Consider the following 18,772-nt stretch of genomic DNA (forward strand, 5'->3'; position numbering starts at 1 on the left):
GCCGCATGGCGTACAGTGGTGGCCATGTCATCAAGGAGCGGGGCGCGATGTCTTTTGCCGTGATTCAGATGGTCAGCCAGAGCGACGTCGAAGCCAACCTGAGCCGCGCACGTGCGTTGCTGGAACAGGCTGCCGAAGGGGGCGCCAGGCTGGCAGTGCTGCCTGAAAACTTCGTGGCGATGGGTCGCCGCGACGTGGCTGATATCGGTCGTGCCGAGGCATTGGGGCAAGGCCCGATCCTGCCGTGGTTGAAACTGGCCGCTCGCGACCTCAAGTTATGGATTGTTGCCGGAACCTTGCCGCTGCCGCCGACTGACCGGCCCGATGGCAAGGTGACGGCGTGTTCATTGCTGATCGACGAACACGGCGAACAGGTCGCACGGTATGACAAGCTGCACCTGTTCGATGTGGACGTTGCCGACCGTCGAGGCCGTTACCGGGAATCAGACGACTATGCTCATGGCAACAAGGTTGTGGTGGCTGACACACCTGTCGGTCGTCTGGGGTTGACGGTCTGTTACGACCTGCGTTTTCCCGAGCTGTACACCGCGCTGCGCGAAGCGGGCGCTGAACTGATTACCGCGCCGTCGGCATTTACGGCGGTCACGGGGGCTGCGCACTGGGACATTCTGATCCGGGCGCGGGCCATCGAAACCCAGTGTTACCTGCTGGCGTCGGCACAAGGCGGGGTCCATCCGGGGCCTCGCGAGACTTACGGGCACGCGGCCATTATCGATCCATGGGGCCGTGTGCTGGCTCAGCAAGCGCAGGGTGAAGCCGTGCTGCTGGCCACACGTGACAGTGAAGAACAAGCGTCCATACGGACGCGGATGCCGGTGTCCAGTCACCGGCGCTTTTTTTCGCAGGACGCCATGCGTCCTGCTTCGGAGTAAATATGAGTGAACTGTCCTCAGTCAGCGAACACCTTCTGGCACCTGGCGGCCTGACCCTCGACAGCCTGCAATCGGTGTTGGGTGAGCTTGCCGGGCCTGGCATCGACGCGGCTGATCTGTATTTTCAGGGGATGATCTCCGAGTCATGGTCGCTCGAAGACGGCATCGTCAAGGAAGGCAGTTTCAATCTCGATCAAGGCGTGGGTGTGCGCGCTCAGTCGGGTGAGAAGACCGGCTTCGCGTACAGCAACGCCATCACTGCCGATGCATTGAGCGCGGCGGCCCGTGCTGCCCGCTCTATTTCCCGCGCCGGCCAGAATGGTCAGGTGCAGGCCTTCAAGTCACAGGAAGTGGCCCATTTATTATATGCCCCGGATAACCCCCTGGAAGTGCTGAGCCGTGCCGAGAAAGTCGACCTGCTCAAGCGCATCGATGTCGCCACGCGCGCGCTGGATTCGCGCATTCAGCAGGTCTCGGTGAGCATGGCCGGCGTCTGGGAACGCATTCTGGTGGCTGCCGCCGATGGCAGTCTGGCCGCCGACGTGCGCCCGCTGGTGCGCTTCAATGTGAGCGTCATTGTCGAGCAGAACGGCCGTCGCGAACGGGGCGGGCACGGCGGTGGCGGACGCACCGACTATCGTTATTTTCTGAATGATGACCGTGCGATGGGCTATGCCCGTGAAGCGTTGCGTCAGGCACTGGTCAATCTGGAAGCGATTCCTGCACCAGCGGGCACGTTGCCGGTCGTGCTGGGTTCCGGCTGGTCCGGCGTTCTGCTGCACGAGGCGGTAGGCCACGGCCTGGAAGGCGATTTCAACCGCAAGGGCAGTTCGGCCTACAGCGGGCGAATGGGCGAGATGGTCGCGTCGAAACTCTGCACCATCGTGGATGACGGCACCCTGGCCGGACGTCGTGGGTCGCTGGGCGTCGATGACGAAGGGACGCCGACCGAATGCACCACGCTGATCGAGAATGGCGTGCTCAAGGGCTACATGCAGGACAAGCTCAACGCCCGACTGATGGACGTGGCACGAACCGGCAACGGTCGTCGCGAGTCCTACGCCCATCTGCCGATGCCGCGCATGACCAACACTTACATGCTGGGCGGGCAGAGCGATCCGCAGGAAATCATCGCGTCGGTGAAGCGCGGCATCTACTGCGCCAACCTCGGCGGCGGGCAGGTGGACATCACCAGCGGCAAGTTCGTGTTTTCGACCAGTGAGGCTTACCTGATCGAAGACGGCAAGATCACGGCGCCCGTGAAAGGTGCGACCTTGATCGGCAACGGGCCTGAAGCGATGAGCCGAGTGTCGATGGTCGGTAATGATCTGTCGCTGGACAGCGGCGTGGGTACGTGCGGGAAGGATGGTCAGTCAGTGCCGGTCGGTGTGGGCCAGCCTACCTTGAAGATCGATGCGATCACGGTCGGCGGCACAGGCAACTGAAGGTGAGTCGGGGCCAGCAACCAGCCGTTGCCTGCCCCGAGATCGATATCAACGCAGACCGCGTTGAAGTTCGTCCAGCTCACGGATGTATTTGAAGATTTTGCGGCTTGTGGCCGGCGGTTTGTTACGCGCCACTTCGTGTTGCGCCTGACGGATCAGCGAACGCAATTGCTGACGGTCGGCGTCGGGGTATTCGATAACGAACTTCTCGAGGTCGGCGTCATCACCCGCGATCAGGCGGTCTCGCCAGCGCTCCAGATTGTGAAAACGTTCGTTGTATTGGCGAGTGGAGGCATCGAGTTGGTCCAGCAGCACAAGAATGGCTTCCTGGTCCTGATCGCGCATCAGCTTGCCGATGAACAGAATATGCCGTTTTCGGGCGATGTTGGCCGTGTGCTTGGGCGCTTCGGCCAGAGCCTTGCGCAAGGCGTCGGTCAGCGGCAGCTTGGCCAGTACATCGGCTTTGAGTGTTGTCAGTCGCTCGCCAAGGTCAACCAGAGCATGCAGCTCTCGTTTGACCTGGGTTTTGCTTTTCTCCCCGTCGAGGGAGTCGTCGTAAGAATCAACCATGGGGGCCGTCCGCAAATAAACGCCGCCATGATAACCAGTCGAGGGCCGCTTGTCCGGCCCGGTCGGTATTCGGCCTGTGCTGAAAGAAGAATTTGATGGAGAAAGTCATGAGTGCAACCCAAAGCGTCGGCCCACAGGCCTTGCCCGAGCTGCAGGAACAGGTCGAGCAGATCATCGCTGAAGCCAGGCGTCAGGGCGCCAGCGCCTGCGAAGTTGCCGTGTCAGTGGACCAGGGGCTGTCGACATCGGTCCGTCAGCGTGAAGTCGAAACCGTCGAATTCAACCGTGACCAAGGCTTCGGTATCACCCTGTATGTAGGGCAGCGCAAAGGTTCGGCCAGCACCTCGGCCACAGGCGCCGATGCGATTCGTGAAACGGTGGCTGCTGCACTGGCGATTGCCGAGCACACCTCCGAGGACGAAAGCTCCGGGCTGGCCGATGCTGCGCTGATGGCCAGGGAAGTCATGGACTTCGATCTGTATCACGCCTGGGACATCACGCCCGAACAAGCCATCGAGAAAGCGCTGATCTGCGAAGCGGCAGCCTTTGATGCCGACAGCCGGATCAAGAACGCTGACGGCACCACCCTTAACACTCACCAGGGTTGCCGCGTGTACGGCAACAGCAATGGTTTCATCGGGGGCTATGCGTCGACTCGCCATAGCCTGAGTTGCGTGATGATCGCTGAAGGCGAAGGCCAGATGCAGCGTGACTACTGGTACGACGTCAACCGTAAAGGCTCGTTGCTGGCCGATGCCCAAAGCATTGGTCGCAAGGCAGCGTTACGCGCAGCGAGCCGTCTGGGCGCGCGCCCTGTGCCGACCTGTGAGGTGCCCGTGCTGTTTGCCGCCGAGCTGGCGGGTGGGCTGTTCGGCAGCTTTCTCGGTGCGATCTCGGGCGGCAGCCTGTATCGCAAGTCGTCGTTCCTCGAAGGCTCGCTTGGCCAACGGTTGTTTCCGGAGTGGATGACCATTGATGAGCGTCCGCACCTGATGCACGCGATGGGCAGTTCGGCGTTCGACAGCGATGGTCTGGCGACCTACGCCAAACCGTTCGTGGAAAACGGCGATCTGGTGTCTTACGTGCTGAGCACTTATTCCGGTCGCAAACTGGGCATGCCAAGCACTGCCAATGCGGGCGGCGTACATAACCTGTTCGTGACTCACGGTTCCGAGGATCAGGACGCGCTGATCCGACGCATGGGCCGTGGTTTGCTGGTCACTGAGTTGATGGGCAGCGGCCTGAACATGGTGACGGGTGACTATTCCCGGGGCGCCGCAGGTTTCTGGGTCGAGAACGGCGAGATTCAGTTCCCGGTTCAGGAAGTGACCATTGCCGGTAACATGCGCGACATGTTCAAGCAAATCGTCGCGGTCGGCAGCGATCTTGAATTGCGCAGCAACATCCGCACCGGCTCGGTCCTGATCGAACGCATGATGGTCGCGGGAAGCTGAGTCCCTTACCCGCCTGACCAGATCCCATGCCAATGCTCTGCATTGGCATGCCGTCCACGACACTCCGCTTCACACATCTTTGCCGCGTTACGCCCTCCAGATCAAAAAAGTCATGAGCCTTCGACAGCTCCTGGCGCCTCGCCTTATCCTCTTTTCAAGAATCAATCTCATCAACGGGCTTGTGTTGAGTCAAAATCTCATTTAATAATGAATATCATTTGAAGGTGTGTTGTGGTCGCTGGTATCACGTGATCCGGCCAGCCAGCGCCTCAGGAGGTAAGTCATGCAGCATTGGAAACGCACCATTGAACAGGCCAATCGCTGTTTCAGTCTCGGTGAATGGGTCGAGGCCCGAGAGCTGTACCTCCAGGCGCTGGCGCTGGCGCAGGTGCTGTTCGAGCGCTGGGCGGATGTCGATGAGGCCGTCGCTGCCTGCGTGATTTCCCATCACAACCTGGCGGACCTGCACCTCAGCCTCGGTCAGCCGGAGGAAAGTGCGGAGTACCTGTGTGCGATCCATCAGCACCTGCTGCAGACCATGCAGAGCCAGCGCCTGCCGCCGTCCTTGCGTCAGGCGGCGTTGCGCCACAGCAGTAAAACCTACGCCGAGCTGCTGAGTTTTATCAGCGAGCACGGCGAGTACCCGCGCACCCACCGGCTGCTGAGCAGCAACAGCGAGCACCTTCGCTCTTCGTTACAGCACGACAGGGCTGTCTCGTCCGGCTTTTTTCACGGAGCACATTGATATGTCCTACACCTTGCCCGCACTGCCTTACGCCTACGATGCGCTTGAGCCGCATATCGACGCGCAAACCATGGAAATTCACTACACCCGGCACCATCAGACGTACATCAACAACTTGAATGCGGCAGTCGAAGGGACTGAGTTTGCCGACTGGTCCGTCGAAAAACTGGTGGCCAGTGTCAGTCAGTTACCCGAGAGCCTGCGTCCGGCAGTCATCAATCAGGGGGGCGGTCACGCCAATCATTCGCTGTTCTGGGAGGTCATGGTGCCCAATGGCGGCGGATCACCTCACGGTCCTGTTGCAGACGCCATAGATCAGCAACTGGGCGGCTTCGAGCGTTTCAAGGACGCCTTCACCAAGGCTGCGTTGACCCGTTTCGGCAGTGGCTGGGCCTGGCTGAGCGTTACACCGGACAAAAAGCTCATCGTTGAAAGCAGTGGCAACCAGGACAGCCCGTTGATGAACGGCAACACACCGATTCTGGGTCTGGATGTATGGGAACACGCCTACTACTTGCGGTATCAGAACCGTCGCCCTGAATACATCAATGCGTTTTACAACGTGATCAACTGGAACGAGGTCGCCCGACGCTATGCAGCCGCACTGGCCTGACAAGGTTGCCTATGCGTCCTGAACGCCTCGCCATCCGCCCCGTGAGGCGGTTGCGTCTGATCGTCGGGACGGTTTTGTTTCTGGCGGGAATGGCGTTGCTGGCAGGGCAGGGCCTGAGTGCGTTGCGCGGCGGATAAAGCGCTGGCGTGAGGGTTTGCAGGTGGGGCTGGCGCGAGGGCTTACTCGCCCTCGTCGAACTTGTTATTGATCAGCTCGATCAGTCCGTCCAGCGCTTCCTTTTCGAATTCGCCCTCGGTGTGCAGATGGATATCGGTGCCCTTGCCCGCAGCCAGCATCATCACGGCCATGATGCTTTTGCCATCGACCATGGCTTCCGGCGTGCGACCGACCCTGATCTTGCAGGGAAACTTGCCTGCTACACCGACGAATTTGGCCGCGGCGCGGGCGTGCAGCCCCAGTTTGTTGATGATGGTGATTTCGCAAGCGGGCATCGCAGAAAAAATCCTTTCAGCTGAGGTCGCGGTGGCGAACCTGAACATTTTTGAGTGATTGTTGCAAGACCTGACCGAGCCGTTCGGTCAGGTAGACGGAGCGGTGATGCCCGCCAGTGCAGCCGATGGCAATGGTAACGTATGAACGATTGCTGGCTGCGAAGCGTGGCAGCCATTTATTGAGGTAGGAGAAGATGTCCTGAAACATCTCTTCTACGTCAGGCTGCACCGACAGGTAGTCGATGACCGGCTGCTCAAGGCCCGAATGGTCACGCAGTTCAGGCTTCCAGTAGGGGTTTGGCAGGCAGCGCACATCGAACACCAGGTCTGCATCGACGGGCATGCCACGCTTGAAGCCGAAAGACTCGATAAGGAACGCAGTACCTGGCTCGGGCTTGTTCAGCAAGCGCAGTTTGAGCGCATCGCGCAGCTGGTAGAGGTTCAGGTGAGTGGTGTTGATCTTGAGGTCGGCCAGATCGATGATCGGGCCGAGCAGCGTGGTCTCGTCCCGTATTGCCTCGGCCAGTGAGCGGTCGACCGTACTCAACGGGTGGCGACGTCGGGTCTCCGAAAAGCGCTTGAGCAGGGTTGATTCGTCTGCATCGAGGTACAGCACGTCGCACTGGATATTGCGCGAGCGCACTTCATCCAGCATTTGCGGAAATCGGGTCAGGTGGCTTGGCAGATTGCGCGCATCAATCGAAACCGCCAGTAATGGCTCGGCCAGTTCGGTGTTGATCAATGCGCGCTCGGCCAGTTCGGGCAGCAGGCCGGCCGGGAGGTTATCGACACAGTAGAAGCCGCTGTCTTCCAATACATCCAGCGCGGTGCTTTTGCCCGAGCCGGAGCGGCCACTGACGATAATCATGCGCATGGTCAGGGTTTTCCGCTCTGTGCGTCGAGCACGACTTGATAAAGCGCTTCACTGCTTTTAGCACCGCGCAGGCGTTCACGCATATCACTGCGGTCGAGCATGCTGGCGATCTGGCGCAGCAATTCCAGGTGCTCATCGGTAGCGGCTTGCGGAACCAGCAGTACAAACAGCAGGTCGACCGGCGCACCGTCGATGGCATCGAAGTCAACCGGGGTGGCGAGATGCATGACTGCGCTGACAGGCTGCGCACAGGCGGCCAGACGGCAGTGAGGAATGGCGATACCGTTGCCGAAACCGGTCGATCCCAGTTTTTCGCGGGCAACAAGGCTTGCAAATACCGTCTCCGAATCCATGCCCGGTACTTCACGACCGATCAGGTTGGCGATTTCTTCGAGTACACGTTTTTTGCTGCCGCCCGGCGCGTTCACTATCGAACGGCCGGGGGTCAGGATATTTTCAATTCGTATCATTTGAATGGGCGTTAGCGAGCGGCCGCACCTTTAAGGATGCTTTGCTGCTTTTCCTTATGCTTGAGCAATTGTCTGTCGAGCTTGTCAGTGAGCAGATCGATAGCCGCATACATGTCGTCATGTTGCGCATTGGCAACCACCTCCCCACCGTGGATGTGCAGGGTGGCTTCGATCTTCTGTTGAAGCTTCTCGACCGCCATCGTGACCTGCACGTTCGTAATCTTGTCAAAATGCCCTTCGAGCTTCTTGAGCTTGAGCTCAATGTATTCACGAAGGGGCTTGGTCACTTCCAGTTGGTGTCCACTGATGTTGACTTGCATACAGTTTCTCCTTTGCCAGTGCATAAAGCGGCAGGCGTAGTGCCTGTCACCGGGACGCTGTGGCTCTGCCTGCATCACATCAATCGCTTACGCTCACTGGAAGGCGCTATCCCGAGTGATTCGCGGTATTTGGCGACTGTGCGACGGGCTACTTGAATGCCTTGTGCCTCCAGTAGACCAGCGATCTTGCTATCACTCAACGGCTTTTTCTGATTTTCCGCAGCGACCAGTTTTTTGATGATTGCGCGGATCGCCGTAGACGAGCATTCGCCGCCTTCGGAGGTGCTCACATGGCTCGAGAAGAAGTATTTCAGCTCGTAAATGCCGCGTGGGGTGTGCATGAACTTCTGGGTGGTCACGCGAGAGATGGTCGACTCGTGCATGCCCACGGCTTCGGCAATGTCATGCAGGACGAGGGGCTTCATGGCCTCGTCGCCGTATTCGAGAAAGCCTCGCTGGTGTTCAACGATCTGGGTGGCCACTTTCATCAGAGTTTCGTTGCGGCTCTGCAGGCTCTTGATGAACCAGCGGGCTTCCTGCAACTGATTGCGCATGAATGTGTTGTCTGCGCTGGTATCGGCGCGACGCACGAAACCGGCGTATTGCGGATTGACGCGCAGACGCGGCACGGACTCCTGATTGAGTTCGACCAGCCAGCGCTCATTGTCTTTGCGCACGATCACGTCAGGAATGACGTATTCGGCTTCCGTGGACTCGATTTGCGACCCCGGGCGTGGGTTGAGGCTCTGGACCAGCTCGATGACCTGGCACAGCTCGTCTTCCTTGAGCTTCATGCGCCGCATCAACTGGCCGTAGTCACGGCTCCCCAACAGGTCGATGTAGTCGTTGACCAGACGTTGTGCTTCTGACAGCCACGGCGTCTTGGCCGGTAACTGGCGCAGTTGCAGCAGCAGGCATTCGCTCAGGTTGCGGGCGCCGATACCGGTCGGTTCGAATTGCTGAATGCGATGCAGGACGGCTTCTACTTCGTCGAGCTCGATGTCCAGTTCTGGGTCGAACGACTCGAGGATTTCTTCGAGCGTCTCGTCCAGATAACCCTGATTGTTGATGCAGTCGATCAGTGTGACGGCAACCAGGCGGTCCTTGTCGGACATCGGCGCAACATTCAGTTGCCACAGCAGGTGGCTTTGCAGGCTTTCGCCGACCGAAGTGCGGGTGGTGAAGTCCCACTCGTCGTCATCGTTGCTCGGCAGGCTGCTGGCGCTGGTCTGGTAAACGTCTTCCCACGCGGTATCAACCGGCAGCTCGTTCGGGATGCGCTCGCTCCATTCGCCGTCCTCCAGGTTGTCCACGGTAGGGGCGGATTCCTGATAAGTCGGTTCCTGAACGTCTGGATTGGGCTTTTGTTCGATGTTGTCGGCAAGCGGATCGGAGTTGTCGAAGTCGTCGCCTTCTTCCTGCCGCTCCAGCATAGGGTTTGACTCCAGCGCCTCCTGAATCTCCTGCTGGAGGTCCAGAGTGGAAAGCTGAAGTAAGCGGATTGCCTGTTGCAGCTGCGGTGTCATCGTCAGCTGCTGGCCCATTCTCAAGACTAGCGATGGTTTCATGGCAGGGGCTAAACACCTTATTCGCCGGCGCACACGCGCCATCTACTACAGGCGCCGGAGCGCCATCATTAAGCAAATTATATGCCTGAAACCTGTACCTTTGCCTAGAGCGTTATGACAAATAAAATAATGTCAATACGCTGCTCAGGCTTCGAGCGCCGCGATGTGTTGGCGGCAGTCGATCAAAGGCGGAATTCGTGACCGAGATAGACTTCCTTCACGAGCTGATTCGCAAGAATGGTCTCTGAATCACCTTCTGCAATCAGCTGTCCATCATTGACGATGTAGGCCGTTTCGCAGATGTCCAGCGTTTCACGAACGTTGTGGTCAGTGATCAGTACACCGATGCCTTTGGCTTTCAGGTGGTGAATGATCTGCTTGATGTCGCCCACCGAGATCGGGTCCACGCCTGCAAACGGTTCATCCAGCAGGATGAATTTCGGCGCGGTGGCCAAGGCACGGGCGATTTCGACGCGGCGACGCTCGCCACCCGACAGGCTCATGCCCAGGTTGTCGCGGATGTGGGTGATGTGAAACTCCTGCAGGAGGCTTTCCAGCTCCTTGCGGCGCCCGGCGGCGTCGAGTTCCTTGCGGGTCTCGAGGATCGCCATGATGTTGTCGGACACGGACAGCTTGCGGAAGATCGAGGCTTCCTGCGGCAAGTACCCGATGCCTGCGCGTGCGCGACCGTGCATCGGCTGGTGGCTGACGTCCAGGTCGTCGATCAGCACTCGGCCCTGATCGGCACGAACCAGGCCGACGATCATGTAGAAGCAGGTGGTCTTGCCAGCACCGTTAGGGCCGAGCAAGCCGACGATCTGGCCGCTGTCGATGGAAATGCTCACATCGCGCACGACCTGTCGGCCCTTATAGCTTTTAGCCAGATGCTGGGCTTTGAGCGTCGCCATTTACTGGGCCTTCTGCGGTTGATCGGTTTTCTTTTTAGGCTGGATGACCATGTCGATACGCGGACGTGGTGTGGTCAACTTGGTGCCACCATTGGCCCGTCCTGCGCTGACGACCTGTCTGACCGTGTCGTAGACGATTTTCTCGCCTTCGGACGTGTTGCCGTCATTGATGACCTTGGCCTTGTCGATCAGGACAATGCGGTCCTGCCCGGCGTAATACTGAATCGTGACGGCGTAGGCCTGCACGATCGGTTTGTCCGGCGCAGGCTTTTGCTCGTAATAGGCCAGATTGCCGACGGACGTGAACACGTCGACTTCGCCTTGGGCATTACGCGTGATGGTCACGGTGTTGCCGGTGACCTTCATCGAACCCTGGGTGATGATGACGTTGCCCTTGTACGTTGCAACGCCTTTCTTGTCATCGAGCTGAGCGTCGTCAGACTGGATGTGGATCGGCTGATCGCGGTCGGTTGGCAGGGACCAGGCGCTCGCGCTTCCCAGTGCTGCGCCCAGGCCGAGCAATAAAGGAAGAGTTTTAACGAGACTCATACTGTCCTCTTACGTTGGAGAGCAGGTCCATCCTGCTGTCTTTCAAATACGCTTTCATTCCCTTGGCTGTAGTGACACCGCCCGCGCCGTCGATTCTAACGTCTTGGTCGGTCTCCGCATATTGCTTCTGAGGGAATACGGTCATGCGACTACTGGTGATAATAGTCGTACGTTGTTTTTCATCGGTGCGCTCGACACGGACGGCATCGATCAACTCGACCTGATCGCCAGCAGACGACACTTCGCCCCGTTTGCTCTGCACGTGCCAGGGGAATTCACCGCCACGGTACATGTGCAGGTTGGGTGTCGTCAGCAGGCTCACGTCGGTGGCCTTTACATGCTCTACCTTATCGGCAGTCATGTCGTACTGAAGTTTGCCGTCGGGCAAGTACTGCACGCTGCGGGTATTGATTGCATAGTAGTCGATGACGGTGTCGTCAACGGCCCCCACAGGTTGATCCATAAAGCTTTCCGGGCTGATATTCCAGTAGCCGACCGCTGCCAGCAGCACTGCCAGCACCCCGAAAAGCAGGAACTTCCGAATTTTTTTAGTGAACATAATGGCTTCTATAAATAGGCGGAGTGAGCCGCTTCAAGGTTGCCTTGCGCACTCAGAATCAGTTCGCAGAATTCGCGTGCCGCCCCTTCGCCGCCTCGCGCCGTGGTTATTCCGTGTGCATGTTCGCGTACAAAGCTTGCCGCATTCGCAACGGCCATGCCCAGACCGACGCGTCGAATGACTGGCAAGTCTGGCAGATCATCGCCCAGATAGGCGACTTGTTCGTAATCAAGTTTCAACTCGGCGAGCAATTGATCCAGGACGACCAGTTTGTCTTCGCGTCCCTGAAACAGATGCGCAATGCCCAGGCTCTTCGCCCGGCGCTCGACAATCGCAGTCTTGCGGCCACTGATAATGGCCGTGGTCACGCCTGAGGCTATCAGCATTTTTATGCCTTGGCCGTCCAGCGTGTTGAATGTCTTGATCTCGCTGCCATCTTCCAGAAAATAAAGACGACCGTCAGTCAGTACGCCGTCGACATCGAAAACGGCCAGCTTGATAGGCTTGCCGCGCTGCATGAGGTTCTGGGTCATCGCTTCGGTTTCCATTACATGACGCCTGCGCGCAAGAGATCCTGCAGGTTGAATGCGCCCACAGGCCGGTCGTTCTGGTCTACGACCACCAGTGCGCCGATCTTGTGGTCTTCCATGATTTTCAGTGCTTCAGCGGCGAGCATCTCTGCATGGACCGTCTTGCCATGCACCGTCATGACTTCGTCGATGGTGGTTTGACGAATATCGACAGGGCGGTCCAGCGTTCTGCGCAGGTCGCCGTCCGTGAATATGCCGGCAAGTGTGCCATCGGTTTCCAGAATGGCCGTCATGCCCAGGCCCTTGCGGGTCATTTCCAGCAGCGCGTCCCTTAACAGGGTGCCGCGTTGCACGCTGGGCAGTGCGTCACCGGAATGCATGACGTTTTCGACCTTGAGCAGCAGGCGACGACCCAGTGCGCCACCCGGATGGGAGAAGGCGAAGTCTTCGGCAGTGAAACCCCGTGCGTCGAGCAGCGCCACGGCCAGGGCGTCGCCCATGACCAGCGCGGCGGTGGTCGAAGAGGTCGGTGCCAGGTTGAGCGGGCAGGCTTCGTGCGCCACGCGGGCATTCAGGTTGACGTCCGCAGCCTTGGCCAGAATCGAATCGGGGTCGCCGGTCAGGCTGATCATCTTGATGCCCAGGCGCTTGATCAGCGGCAGCAACGTCACGATCTCGTGGGTGCTGCCGGAATTGGACAGCGCGAGAATGATGTCATCGCGAGTGATCATGCCCATGTCACCGTGACTGGCCTCGGCCGGATGCACGAAGAACGACGTGGTGCCGGTGCTCGCCAGTGTGGCTGCGATCTTGTTGCCGATGTGTCCGGACTTGCCCATGCCGACCACGACAACCCGCCCCTTGCTGGCCAGGATCATTTCACACGCGCGCACAAAATCCCCGTCCAGGCGTTCAAGCAAGCCTTGTATGGCTTCTATCTCGAGACGAATGGTGCGTTGCGCCGAATGGATCAGGTCACTGGATTGGTTCATGTCTGGAAGAGGTCAGCCTGCTGAAAGGCGGCGATTATAGCGGTAATGAACGATTCCCTCACGTCTGATCGTCGTTGTGTTGTTTTTAAACGAATTTCCTACGCAACTGCGGGTCTGTATCCCTGCCTCTGGCCATAACATTGTGGTACAGAATATTTTAACGAATACCTGAACCGGTCGGTTCTCTTCTTGGGGGCGGTTGGCGGCGGTGATATAGTTCGCGGCTTGTTCGGCCTGCCTGGACAGCTTTTCTGCCTCCACTGTCCGGTGGCCGAGGGCGGTGGCTGTATCGCAAGGAGTTTAGATGAGTCCTGATGACGCCTATGCGGTCGAGTTGAAAGGTGTGTCTTTCAAACGCGGTACGCGCAGCATTTTCAATAACGTTGATATTCGTATTCCGCGGGGCAAGGTCACCGGGATCATGGGGCCGTCGGGTTGTGGCAAGACTACCTTGCTGCGCCTGATGGGCGCCCAGTTGCGCCCGAGCGCAGGTCAGGTGTGGGTCAACGGCCAGAACCTGCCGGAGCTGTCGCGCAGCGACCTGTTCGATGCACGCAAGCAGATGGGCGTGCTGTTTCAGAGCGGCGCACTGTTTACCGATCTGGACGTTTTCGAAAACGTCGCCTTTCCGCTGCGTGTGCATACCGAGCGGCCGGAAGAAATGATCGGCGACATCGTGCTGCTCAAGCTCCAGGCTGTCGGCCTGCGTGGCGCGGTAGAACTGATGCCGGACGAACTGTCGGGCGGCATGAAGCGCCGTGTGGCACTGGCCCGGGCGATTGCGCTCGATCCGCAGATTCTCATGTATGACGAACCCTTCGTCGGGCAGGATCCGATTGCGATGGGGGTGCTGGTGCGCCTTATCCGCTTGCTCAACGATGCGCTGGGCATCACCAGTATCGTGGTGTCTCACGACCTCAGCGAGACGGCGAGCATTGCCGACTATCTATACGTCGTGGGTGACGGGCAGGTGCTGGGGCAGGGTACGCCTCAGGAACTGATGTCTTCGGACAATCCGCGCATTCGTCAATTCATGACCGGCGAGCCCGATGGCCCTGTGCCGTTTCACTATCCGGCGCCGGATTTTCGCGAAGATCTATTGGGGAAGCGCTGATGCGCAATAAGTCACTGATGGACCGGGTCCGCCTGCTGGGGCGTTCGGCCATCGATATCGTTGCTGTTCTGGGCCGTTCCGGTCTGTTTCTGGTGCATGCCTTGCTGGGGCGCGGCGGTGCGGGCAGCAGTTTTCAGTTGCTGATCAAACAGCTGTATTCCGTCGGTGTCATGTCGCTGGTCATCATTGTGGTGTCCGGCGTGTTCATCGGGATGGTGCTGGCGCTGCAGGGCTTCAGCATTCTGGCCAAATACGGTTCCGAGCAGGCCGTCGGGCAGATGGTTGCCCTGACGCTGTTGCGCGAGCTGGGGCCGGTGGTCACCGCCTTGCTTTTTGCCGGTCGTGCGGGGTCTGCGCTGACTGCCGAGATCGGCAACATGAAGTCCACCGAGCAATTGTCGAGCCTTGAGATGATCGGTGTCGATCCGCTCAAGTACATCGTTGCGCCCCGTTTGTGGGCCGGGTTTATCTCGTTGCCGATTCTGGCGATGATTTTCAGCGTGGTGGGTATCTGGGGCGCTTCCTGGGTAGCGATCGACTGGCTGGGAGTCTATGACGGTTCTTTCTGGTCGAACATGCAGAACAGCGTTTCTTTCACGAACGATGTGCTCAATGGGGTGATCAAAAGCGTCGTATTTGCCTTCGTGGTGACATGGATTGCCGTTTTCCAGGGTTATGACTGCGATCCCACTTCCGAGGGGATCAGCCGCGCGACAACCAAGACCGTCGTATACGCCTCGTTGGCCGTGCTGGGACTGGACTTTATTTTGACCGCCTTGATGTTTGGAGATTTCTGATGCAAAACCGTGCCATCGAAACCGGGGTCGGCCTGTTCCTGCTGGCCGGGATACTGGCTCTGCTCCTGCTGGCCCTGCGAGTCAGTGGTCTGAGCACAAGTGCGAGTACTGACACTTATAAACTTTATGCCTATTTCGACAATCTGGCCGGTTTGACTGTCAGAGCCAAGGTCAGCATGGCGGGTGTGACCATCGGCAAGGTGACGGCGATCGATCTGGATCGCGATACCTTCACAGGTCGCGTCACGCTGGAGATCCAGAAGAAGGTCGACAACCTGCCTTCGGACTCGACCGCCTCGATTCTGACTGCGGGCCTGCTGGGTGAAAAATACATAGGTATCAGCGTCGGCGGCGATGACAAGCTTCTCAAGGATGGCGGGACCATCCATGACACGCAGTCTTCTCTAGTGCTTGAAGACCTGATCGGAAAATTCCTGCTCAATACAGTAAGTAAAGACGCCAAGTGAGGAGCTTCAAATGATCTCTATTCTGCGCCGTGGTCTGCTGGTATTGCTGGCCGCTCTGCCGATGCTGGCCAATGCTGCGGCGACCCCCTCCGCCCATGATCTGGTGGAACGCACCACCAAGGAATTGCTGAGTGACCTCGCGACCAATCGCGAAGCGTACAAGTCCAACCCTCAAGCGTTCTACAACGCGTTGAACCGCATCGTCGGGCCGGTCGTGGATGCCGATGGCATTTCCAAAAGCATCATGACCGTCAAGTACTCCCGCCAGGCTACGCCTAAGCAGGTGAAGCGCTTCGAAGAAAACTTCAAGCGCAGCCTGATGCAGTTCTACGGCAATGCGCTGCTTGAGTTCAATAACCAGGGCATCACCGTTGCACCGGCCAAGGACGAAGGCGATGACCGAACCACTGTAGACATGCAGGTCAAGGGCGGCAACGGCGCTGTCTATCCGGTTTCCTACACGCTGGTGAAGCTGAACGGCGAGTGGAAAGTTCGTAACGTTGTCATTAATGGCATCAACATCGGCAAGCTGTTCCGCGACCAGTTCTCCGATGCCATGCAGCGCAATGGTAACGACCTGGACCAGACGATCGATGGTTGGGCCGGCGAGGTTGCCAAGACCAAGTCCACCGTAGACGCTTCGCAGAAGCCGGCACAATGAGCGAGTCCGCTGTCCGTCTGGTCGGGCCGGGCGAGCTGATGCTGGTCGGGGTGCTGGATTACCGCACCGGGCCGCAACTGCGCAAGCAGGGTGCGGCGCTGATCAAATCCGGCGACCTGGCCGAACTGACGCTTGATTGTTCCGGTGTCGAGAAGTCCAGCAGTGTAGGATTGGCGTTGCTGCTGGCGTTCATGCGCGATGCGCGGGACGCAGGCAAGTCGATGACCGTTCGTTCGCTGCCTGAAGACATGCGCCAGATAGCCCGTGTTTCAGGCCTGACCGAGCTGCTGGGCACCCACTGACAGGCGTTATCGAGAAAGCCCTTTATCCGGGACCCGCTCGTCGGGCTTCGCATAACATGGGCTTTTTTGTATGATGGCCGACCCGCGCGCGTACAGCGCCGATCGAGGTTAAGCATGCAGGCTGTAGAAGTTAAAAGCTTCCTTGAAGGAAAGCTGCCGGAAATCAAGGTGGAAGTCGAAGGCGAAGGCTGCAACTTCCAGCTGAATATCATCAGTGACGAGTTGGCCGGCCTGAGCCCGGTCAAGCGTCAGCAACAGATTTACACCCATCTGAACCCCTGGATTGCCGATGGCAGCATCCACGCGGTGACCATGAAATTTTTCAGCCGCGCTGCATGGGCCGAGCGTACCTGAGCCAATTTGGTGTCGAGACTCTAATGGATAAATTGATTATTACCGGCGGCGTTCGTCTTGATGGCGAAATTCGCATTTCCGGGGCAAAGAACTCTGCCTTGCCGATTCTGGCTGCTACGTTGCTGGCCGATGGGCCGGTCACCGTTCAGAACCTGCCTCACCTGCACGACATCACCACCATGATCGAGCTGTTCGGTCGCATGGGCATCGAGCCTGTGATCGACGAGAAGCTCAGCGTCGAGATCGATCCGCGCACCATCAAAACCCTGGTCGCCCCGTACGAACTGGTGAAAACCATGCGTGCGTCGATTCTGGTGCTGGGCCCGATGGTTGCCCGCTTTGGCGAGGCCGAAGTTGCGCTGCCGGGTGGCTGTGCCATCGGTTCGCGTCCGGTTGACCTGCACATCCGCGGCCTTGAAGCCATGGGCGCAATCATTGATGTCGAAGGCGGTTACATCAAGGCCAAGGCGCCTGAGGGCGGCTTGCGCGGTGCGCACTTCTTCTTCGATACCGTGAGCGTGACCGGTACTGAAAACATCATGATGGCGGCCAGCCTCGCCAACGGCCGCAGCGTGCTGCAGAACGCCGCGCGTGAGCCTGAGGTTGTCGACCTGGCGAACTTCCTGATTGCCATGGGTGCAAAAATCCACGGCGCGGGCACCGACACCATCACCATTGATGGCGTCAAGCGTCTGGGGCCGGCCACCTACAAGGTCATGCCTGACCGTATCGAAACCGGCACCTATCTGGTGGCTGCTGCCGTTACCGGTGGCCGCGTCAAGGTCAAGGACACCGATCCGACCATCCTCGAAGCGGTGTTGCTCAAGCTTCAGGAAGCCGGTGCCGAAGTCACGACTGGTGAAGACTGGATCGAGCTGAACATGCACGGCAAGCGTCCGAAGGCCGTCAACGTGCGCACTGCGCCGTACCCGGCGTTCCCGACCGACATGCAGGCGCAGTTCATCTCGCTCAACGCGATTGCCGAAGGCACGGGCGCGGTTATCGAGACCATCTTTGAAAACCGCTTCATGCACGTGTATGAAATGCACCGCATGGGCGCTCAGATCCAGGTCGAAGGCAACACCGCCATCGTCACGGGCACCGAGGTACTCAAAGGCGCGCCTGTCATGGCGACCGACCTGCGAGCATCGGCCAGTCTGGTGATCTCTGCGCTGGTGGCTCAGGGTGACACACTGATCGATCGCATTTACCACATAGACCGTGGTTACGAGTGCATCGAAGAGAAGCTGCAAATGCTGGGCGCCAAGATCCGCCGCGTGCCGGGCTAGTAGCGAGTGGTCCTGGTGCCGCTGGCATCAGGATCGCCTGTTCCGTCACGGGTGTGATTTCTGATTCGTTTCACTTCAGGTCGACCGGGCCTGAAGGTTGTCACGCGCCGCTTGCGTCGTGACAAAAGTTTCCTGATAAGGACTGACGTTTCCCATGTTGACCATCGCACTGTCCAAGGGCCGCATTCTTGACGACACTCTGCCGCTTCTCGCTGAAGCCGGCATTGTGCCGACCGAGAATCCGGACAAGAGCCGCAAGCTCATCATCCCCACGACTCAGGCCGACGTGCGTCTGCTGATCGTGCGTGCCACCGATGTGCCGACCTACGTCGAGCATGGTGCCGCCGATCTGGGCGTCGCAGGCAAGGATGTGTTGATGGAATACACCGGCCAGGGCCTGTACGAGCCGCTGGACTTGCAGATTGCCAAGTGCAAGCTCATGACCGCCGGTGCCATCGGCGCCGTGGAGCCCAAAGGGCGTCTGCGTGTGGCCACCAAGTTCGTCAATGTTGCCAAGCGTTACTACGCCGAGCAGGGCCGTCAGGTCGATATCATCAAGCTGTACGGCTCTATGGAGCTGGCGCCGCTGATCGGCCTGGCAGACAAGATCATCGACGTGGTCGACACCGGCAACACCTTGCGTGCCAATGGTCTCGAACCGCAGGAACTGATTGCCCACATCAGTTCGCGACTGGTGGTCAACAAGGCTTCCATGAAGATGCAGCATGCCCGCATCCAGGCCCTCATCGACACCCTGCGCAAGGCAGTCGAGTCGCGACACCGCAGCTGATCCCCCCACGCAACGTCGAGTTGCGTCCAGCTATCCGTGTCATAGCCAAATTTCTC

The 18,772-nt window shown here is 58.8% G+C and carries 25 protein-coding genes; 14 read left to right on the forward strand and 11 right to left on the reverse strand.

The window, feature by feature from the left end; genetic code table 11:
- The first annotated feature begins 47 nt into the window (after positions 1 to 47).
- Positions 48 to 893, forward strand: coding sequence for a carbon-nitrogen hydrolase family protein (locus BW686_RS02250; RefSeq protein WP_084914022.1), 846 nt, complete (start codon positions 48 to 50; stop codon positions 891 to 893).
- Between the two features lie 2 nt (positions 894 to 895).
- Positions 896 to 2,338, forward strand: coding sequence for a metalloprotease TldD (tldD, locus tag BW686_RS02255; protein ID WP_084914023.1), 1,443 nt, complete (start codon positions 896 to 898; stop codon positions 2,336 to 2,338).
- Positions 2,339 to 2,386: 48 nt separating this feature from the next.
- On the opposite strand, the gene yjgA is transcribed toward tldD, so the two are convergent.
- Positions 2,387 to 2,908, reverse strand: coding sequence for a ribosome biogenesis factor YjgA (gene yjgA, locus BW686_RS02260; RefSeq protein ID WP_003377535.1), 522 nt, complete (start codon positions 2,906 to 2,908; stop codon positions 2,387 to 2,389).
- A gap of 107 nt (positions 2,909 to 3,015) precedes the next feature.
- On the opposite strand from yjgA, the gene pmbA reads away from it, so the two are divergent.
- The 4 genes from pmbA to BW686_RS27030 all read left to right on the forward strand — a co-directional run bounded on the left by pmbA (position 3,016) and on the right by BW686_RS27030 (position 5,857).
- Positions 3,016 to 4,362 (forward strand): metalloprotease PmbA, encoded by a 1,347-nt coding sequence (pmbA, locus tag BW686_RS02265; protein WP_084914306.1) that lies wholly within the window; start codon positions 3,016 to 3,018, stop codon positions 4,360 to 4,362.
- 283 nt (positions 4,363 to 4,645) lie between these two features.
- Entirely contained in the window at positions 4,646 to 5,107 is a 462-nt protein-coding gene (locus tag BW686_RS02270; protein ID WP_084914024.1) for a tetratricopeptide repeat protein, read from the forward strand.
- A 1-nt stretch (position 5,108) separates the two neighbouring features.
- On the forward strand, positions 5,109 to 5,720 hold the full coding sequence (locus tag BW686_RS02275; RefSeq protein ID WP_084914025.1) for a superoxide dismutase: 612 nt from the start codon (positions 5,109 to 5,111) through the stop codon (positions 5,718 to 5,720).
- 11 nt (positions 5,721 to 5,731) lie between these two features.
- The gene (locus tag BW686_RS27030) at positions 5,732 to 5,857 is read left to right on the forward strand and encodes a hypothetical protein (protein WP_256898031.1); all 126 of its coding nucleotides are present in this window, start codon (positions 5,732 to 5,734) and stop codon (positions 5,855 to 5,857) included.
- Positions 5,858 to 5,899: 42 nt separating this feature from the next.
- On the opposite strand, the gene BW686_RS02280 is transcribed toward BW686_RS27030, so the two are convergent.
- The 10 genes from BW686_RS02280 to BW686_RS02325 all read right to left on the reverse strand — a co-directional run bounded on the left by BW686_RS02280 (position 5,900) and on the right by BW686_RS02325 (position 12,942).
- A complete protein-coding gene (locus tag BW686_RS02280; protein WP_084914026.1) occupies positions 5,900 to 6,172 on the reverse strand; it encodes an HPr family phosphocarrier protein in 273 nt (90 codons plus the stop codon).
- Positions 6,173 to 6,188: 16 nt separating this feature from the next.
- Entirely contained in the window at positions 6,189 to 7,046 is an 858-nt protein-coding gene (gene rapZ, locus BW686_RS02285; RefSeq protein WP_084914027.1) for an RNase adapter RapZ, read from the reverse strand.
- Positions 7,047 to 7,048: 2 nt separating this feature from the next.
- Positions 7,049 to 7,516, reverse strand: coding sequence for a PTS IIA-like nitrogen regulatory protein PtsN (ptsN, locus tag BW686_RS02290; RefSeq protein ID WP_084914028.1), 468 nt, complete (start codon positions 7,514 to 7,516; stop codon positions 7,049 to 7,051).
- 11 nt (positions 7,517 to 7,527) lie between these two features.
- Positions 7,528 to 7,836 carry a ribosome hibernation-promoting factor, HPF/YfiA family gene (gene hpf / locus BW686_RS02295; RefSeq protein WP_084914029.1) on the reverse strand — a complete coding sequence of 103 codons (309 nt, stop codon included), beginning with the start codon at positions 7,834 to 7,836 and terminating at the stop codon, positions 7,528 to 7,530.
- Positions 7,837 to 7,910: 74 nt separating this feature from the next.
- Complete coding sequence (locus BW686_RS02300) at positions 7,911 to 9,404, reverse strand: RNA polymerase factor sigma-54 (protein WP_084914030.1); 1,494 nt, start codon at positions 9,402 to 9,404, stop codon at positions 7,911 to 7,913.
- 182 nt (positions 9,405 to 9,586) lie between these two features.
- Positions 9,587 to 10,312, reverse strand: coding sequence for an LPS export ABC transporter ATP-binding protein (lptB, locus tag BW686_RS02305; RefSeq protein ID WP_084914031.1), 726 nt, complete (start codon positions 10,310 to 10,312; stop codon positions 9,587 to 9,589).
- A complete protein-coding gene (gene lptA / locus BW686_RS02310; protein WP_084914032.1) occupies positions 10,313 to 10,861 on the reverse strand; it encodes a lipopolysaccharide transport periplasmic protein LptA in 549 nt (182 codons plus the stop codon). It abuts the gene before it with no gap.
- Positions 10,848 to 11,420, reverse strand: a complete 573-nt coding sequence (lptC, locus tag BW686_RS02315; protein ID WP_084914033.1) for an LPS export ABC transporter periplasmic protein LptC — start codon at positions 11,418 to 11,420, stop codon at positions 10,848 to 10,850. Before lptC ends, lptA begins: the two co-directional genes overlap by 14 nt.
- Positions 11,421 to 11,428: 8 nt before the next feature.
- Positions 11,429 to 11,953, reverse strand: coding sequence for a KdsC family phosphatase (locus tag BW686_RS02320; protein WP_179149158.1), 525 nt, complete (start codon positions 11,951 to 11,953; stop codon positions 11,429 to 11,431).
- Positions 11,954 to 11,967: 14 nt separating this feature from the next.
- Positions 11,968 to 12,942, reverse strand: coding sequence for a KpsF/GutQ family sugar-phosphate isomerase (locus tag BW686_RS02325; protein ID WP_084914035.1), 975 nt, complete (start codon positions 12,940 to 12,942; stop codon positions 11,968 to 11,970).
- 304 nt (positions 12,943 to 13,246) lie between these two features.
- Here BW686_RS02325 and BW686_RS02330 point away from each other — a divergent pair, with 304 nt between their 5' ends.
- The 8 genes from BW686_RS02330 (at position 13,247) to hisG (ending at position 18,716) form a co-directional block, all read left to right on the forward strand.
- The gene (locus BW686_RS02330) at positions 13,247 to 14,056 is read left to right on the forward strand and encodes an ATP-binding cassette domain-containing protein (RefSeq protein ID WP_084914036.1); all 810 of its coding nucleotides are present in this window, start codon (positions 13,247 to 13,249) and stop codon (positions 14,054 to 14,056) included.
- Positions 14,056 to 14,853 (forward strand): lipid asymmetry maintenance ABC transporter permease subunit MlaE, encoded by a 798-nt coding sequence (mlaE, locus tag BW686_RS02335; RefSeq protein WP_084914037.1) that lies wholly within the window; start codon positions 14,056 to 14,058, stop codon positions 14,851 to 14,853. Before BW686_RS02330 ends, mlaE begins: the two co-directional genes overlap by 1 nt.
- Positions 14,853 to 15,320 (forward strand): outer membrane lipid asymmetry maintenance protein MlaD, encoded by a 468-nt coding sequence (gene mlaD / locus BW686_RS02340; RefSeq protein ID WP_084914038.1) that lies wholly within the window; start codon positions 14,853 to 14,855, stop codon positions 15,318 to 15,320. The genes mlaE and mlaD overlap by 1 nt, the downstream gene beginning before the upstream one ends.
- Positions 15,321 to 15,330: 10 nt before the next feature.
- Positions 15,331 to 15,981: an MlaC/ttg2D family ABC transporter substrate-binding protein gene (locus BW686_RS02345; RefSeq protein WP_084914039.1), complete on the forward strand. Its 651-nt coding sequence runs from the start codon at positions 15,331 to 15,333 to the stop codon at positions 15,979 to 15,981.
- The gene (locus BW686_RS02350; protein ID WP_084914040.1) at positions 15,978 to 16,283 is read left to right on the forward strand and encodes an STAS domain-containing protein; all 306 of its coding nucleotides are present in this window, start codon (positions 15,978 to 15,980) and stop codon (positions 16,281 to 16,283) included. The genes BW686_RS02345 and BW686_RS02350 overlap by 4 nt, the downstream gene beginning before the upstream one ends.
- 114 nt (positions 16,284 to 16,397) lie before the next feature.
- Entirely contained in the window at positions 16,398 to 16,637 is a 240-nt protein-coding gene (locus BW686_RS02355) for a BolA family protein (RefSeq protein ID WP_005889065.1), read from the forward strand.
- Between the two features lie 23 nt (positions 16,638 to 16,660).
- A complete protein-coding gene (murA, locus tag BW686_RS02360; RefSeq protein ID WP_057403084.1) occupies positions 16,661 to 17,926 on the forward strand; it encodes a UDP-N-acetylglucosamine 1-carboxyvinyltransferase in 1,266 nt (421 codons plus the stop codon).
- Positions 17,927 to 18,080: 154 nt separating this feature from the next.
- Entirely contained in the window at positions 18,081 to 18,716 is a 636-nt protein-coding gene (hisG, locus tag BW686_RS02370) for an ATP phosphoribosyltransferase (protein WP_084914042.1), read from the forward strand.
- The last annotated feature ends 56 nt before the right edge of the window (positions 18,717 to 18,772 follow it).

This window comes from Pseudomonas syringae (assembly GCF_002157375.1).
GTDB lineage: Bacteria > Pseudomonadota > Gammaproteobacteria > Pseudomonadales > Pseudomonadaceae > Aquipseudomonas > Aquipseudomonas syringae_T.

What these genes read in the sequence shown, in the direction of transcription:
- hpf (WP_084914029.1), bottom strand. Translation starts at nt 7,836, where the DNA reads ATGCAAGTCAACATCAGTGGACACCAACTGGAAGTGACCAAGCCCCTT.
- lptA (WP_084914032.1), bottom strand. Translation starts at nt 10,861, where the DNA reads ATGAGTCTCGTTAAAACTCTTCCTTTATTGCTCGGCCTGGGCGCAGCA.
- lptC (WP_084914033.1), bottom strand. Translation starts at nt 11,420, where the DNA reads ATGTTCACTAAAAAAATTCGGAAGTTCCTGCTTTTCGGGGTGCTGGCA.
- lptB (WP_084914031.1), bottom strand. Translation starts at nt 10,312, where the DNA reads ATGGCGACGCTCAAAGCCCAGCATCTGGCTAAAAGCTATAAGGGCCGA.
- ptsN (WP_084914028.1), bottom strand. Translation starts at nt 7,516, where the DNA reads ATGATACGAATTGAAAATATCCTGACCCCCGGCCGTTCGATAGTGAAC.
- BW686_RS02270 (WP_084914024.1), top strand. Translation starts at nt 4,646, where the DNA reads ATGCAGCATTGGAAACGCACCATTGAACAGGCCAATCGCTGTTTCAGT.
- BW686_RS02325 (WP_084914035.1), bottom strand. Translation starts at nt 12,942, where the DNA reads ATGAACCAATCCAGTGACCTGATCCATTCGGCGCAACGCACCATTCGT.
- tldD (WP_084914023.1), top strand. Translation starts at nt 896, where the DNA reads ATGAGTGAACTGTCCTCAGTCAGCGAACACCTTCTGGCACCTGGCGGC.
- BW686_RS02250 (WP_084914022.1), top strand. Translation starts at nt 48, where the DNA reads ATGTCTTTTGCCGTGATTCAGATGGTCAGCCAGAGCGACGTCGAAGCC.
- yjgA (WP_003377535.1), bottom strand. Translation starts at nt 2,908, where the DNA reads ATGGTTGATTCTTACGACGACTCCCTCGACGGGGAGAAAAGCAAAACC.
- BW686_RS02275 (WP_084914025.1), top strand. Translation starts at nt 5,109, where the DNA reads ATGTCCTACACCTTGCCCGCACTGCCTTACGCCTACGATGCGCTTGAG.
- BW686_RS02280 (WP_084914026.1), bottom strand. Translation starts at nt 6,172, where the DNA reads ATGCCCGCTTGCGAAATCACCATCATCAACAAACTGGGGCTGCACGCC.
- BW686_RS02350 (WP_084914040.1), top strand. Translation starts at nt 15,978, where the DNA reads ATGAGCGAGTCCGCTGTCCGTCTGGTCGGGCCGGGCGAGCTGATGCTG.
- BW686_RS02300 (WP_084914030.1), bottom strand. Translation starts at nt 9,404, where the DNA reads ATGAAACCATCGCTAGTCTTGAGAATGGGCCAGCAGCTGACGATGACA.
- pmbA (WP_084914306.1), top strand. Translation starts at nt 3,016, where the DNA reads ATGAGTGCAACCCAAAGCGTCGGCCCACAGGCCTTGCCCGAGCTGCAG.
- hisG (WP_084914042.1), top strand. Translation starts at nt 18,081, where the DNA reads ATGTTGACCATCGCACTGTCCAAGGGCCGCATTCTTGACGACACTCTG.
- mlaD (WP_084914038.1), top strand. Translation starts at nt 14,853, where the DNA reads ATGCAAAACCGTGCCATCGAAACCGGGGTCGGCCTGTTCCTGCTGGCC.
- BW686_RS02345 (WP_084914039.1), top strand. Translation starts at nt 15,331, where the DNA reads ATGATCTCTATTCTGCGCCGTGGTCTGCTGGTATTGCTGGCCGCTCTG.
- murA (WP_057403084.1), top strand. Translation starts at nt 16,661, where the DNA reads ATGGATAAATTGATTATTACCGGCGGCGTTCGTCTTGATGGCGAAATT.
- BW686_RS27030 (WP_256898031.1), top strand. Translation starts at nt 5,732, where the DNA reads ATGCGTCCTGAACGCCTCGCCATCCGCCCCGTGAGGCGGTTGCGTCTG.
- BW686_RS02320 (WP_179149158.1), bottom strand. Translation starts at nt 11,953, where the DNA reads ATGACCCAGAACCTCATGCAGCGCGGCAAGCCTATCAAGCTGGCCGTT.
- BW686_RS02355 (WP_005889065.1), top strand. Translation starts at nt 16,398, where the DNA reads ATGCAGGCTGTAGAAGTTAAAAGCTTCCTTGAAGGAAAGCTGCCGGAA.
- rapZ (WP_084914027.1), bottom strand. Translation starts at nt 7,046, where the DNA reads ATGCGCATGATTATCGTCAGTGGCCGCTCCGGCTCGGGCAAAAGCACC.
- BW686_RS02330 (WP_084914036.1), top strand. Translation starts at nt 13,247, where the DNA reads ATGAGTCCTGATGACGCCTATGCGGTCGAGTTGAAAGGTGTGTCTTTC.
- mlaE (WP_084914037.1), top strand. Translation starts at nt 14,056, where the DNA reads ATGCGCAATAAGTCACTGATGGACCGGGTCCGCCTGCTGGGGCGTTCG.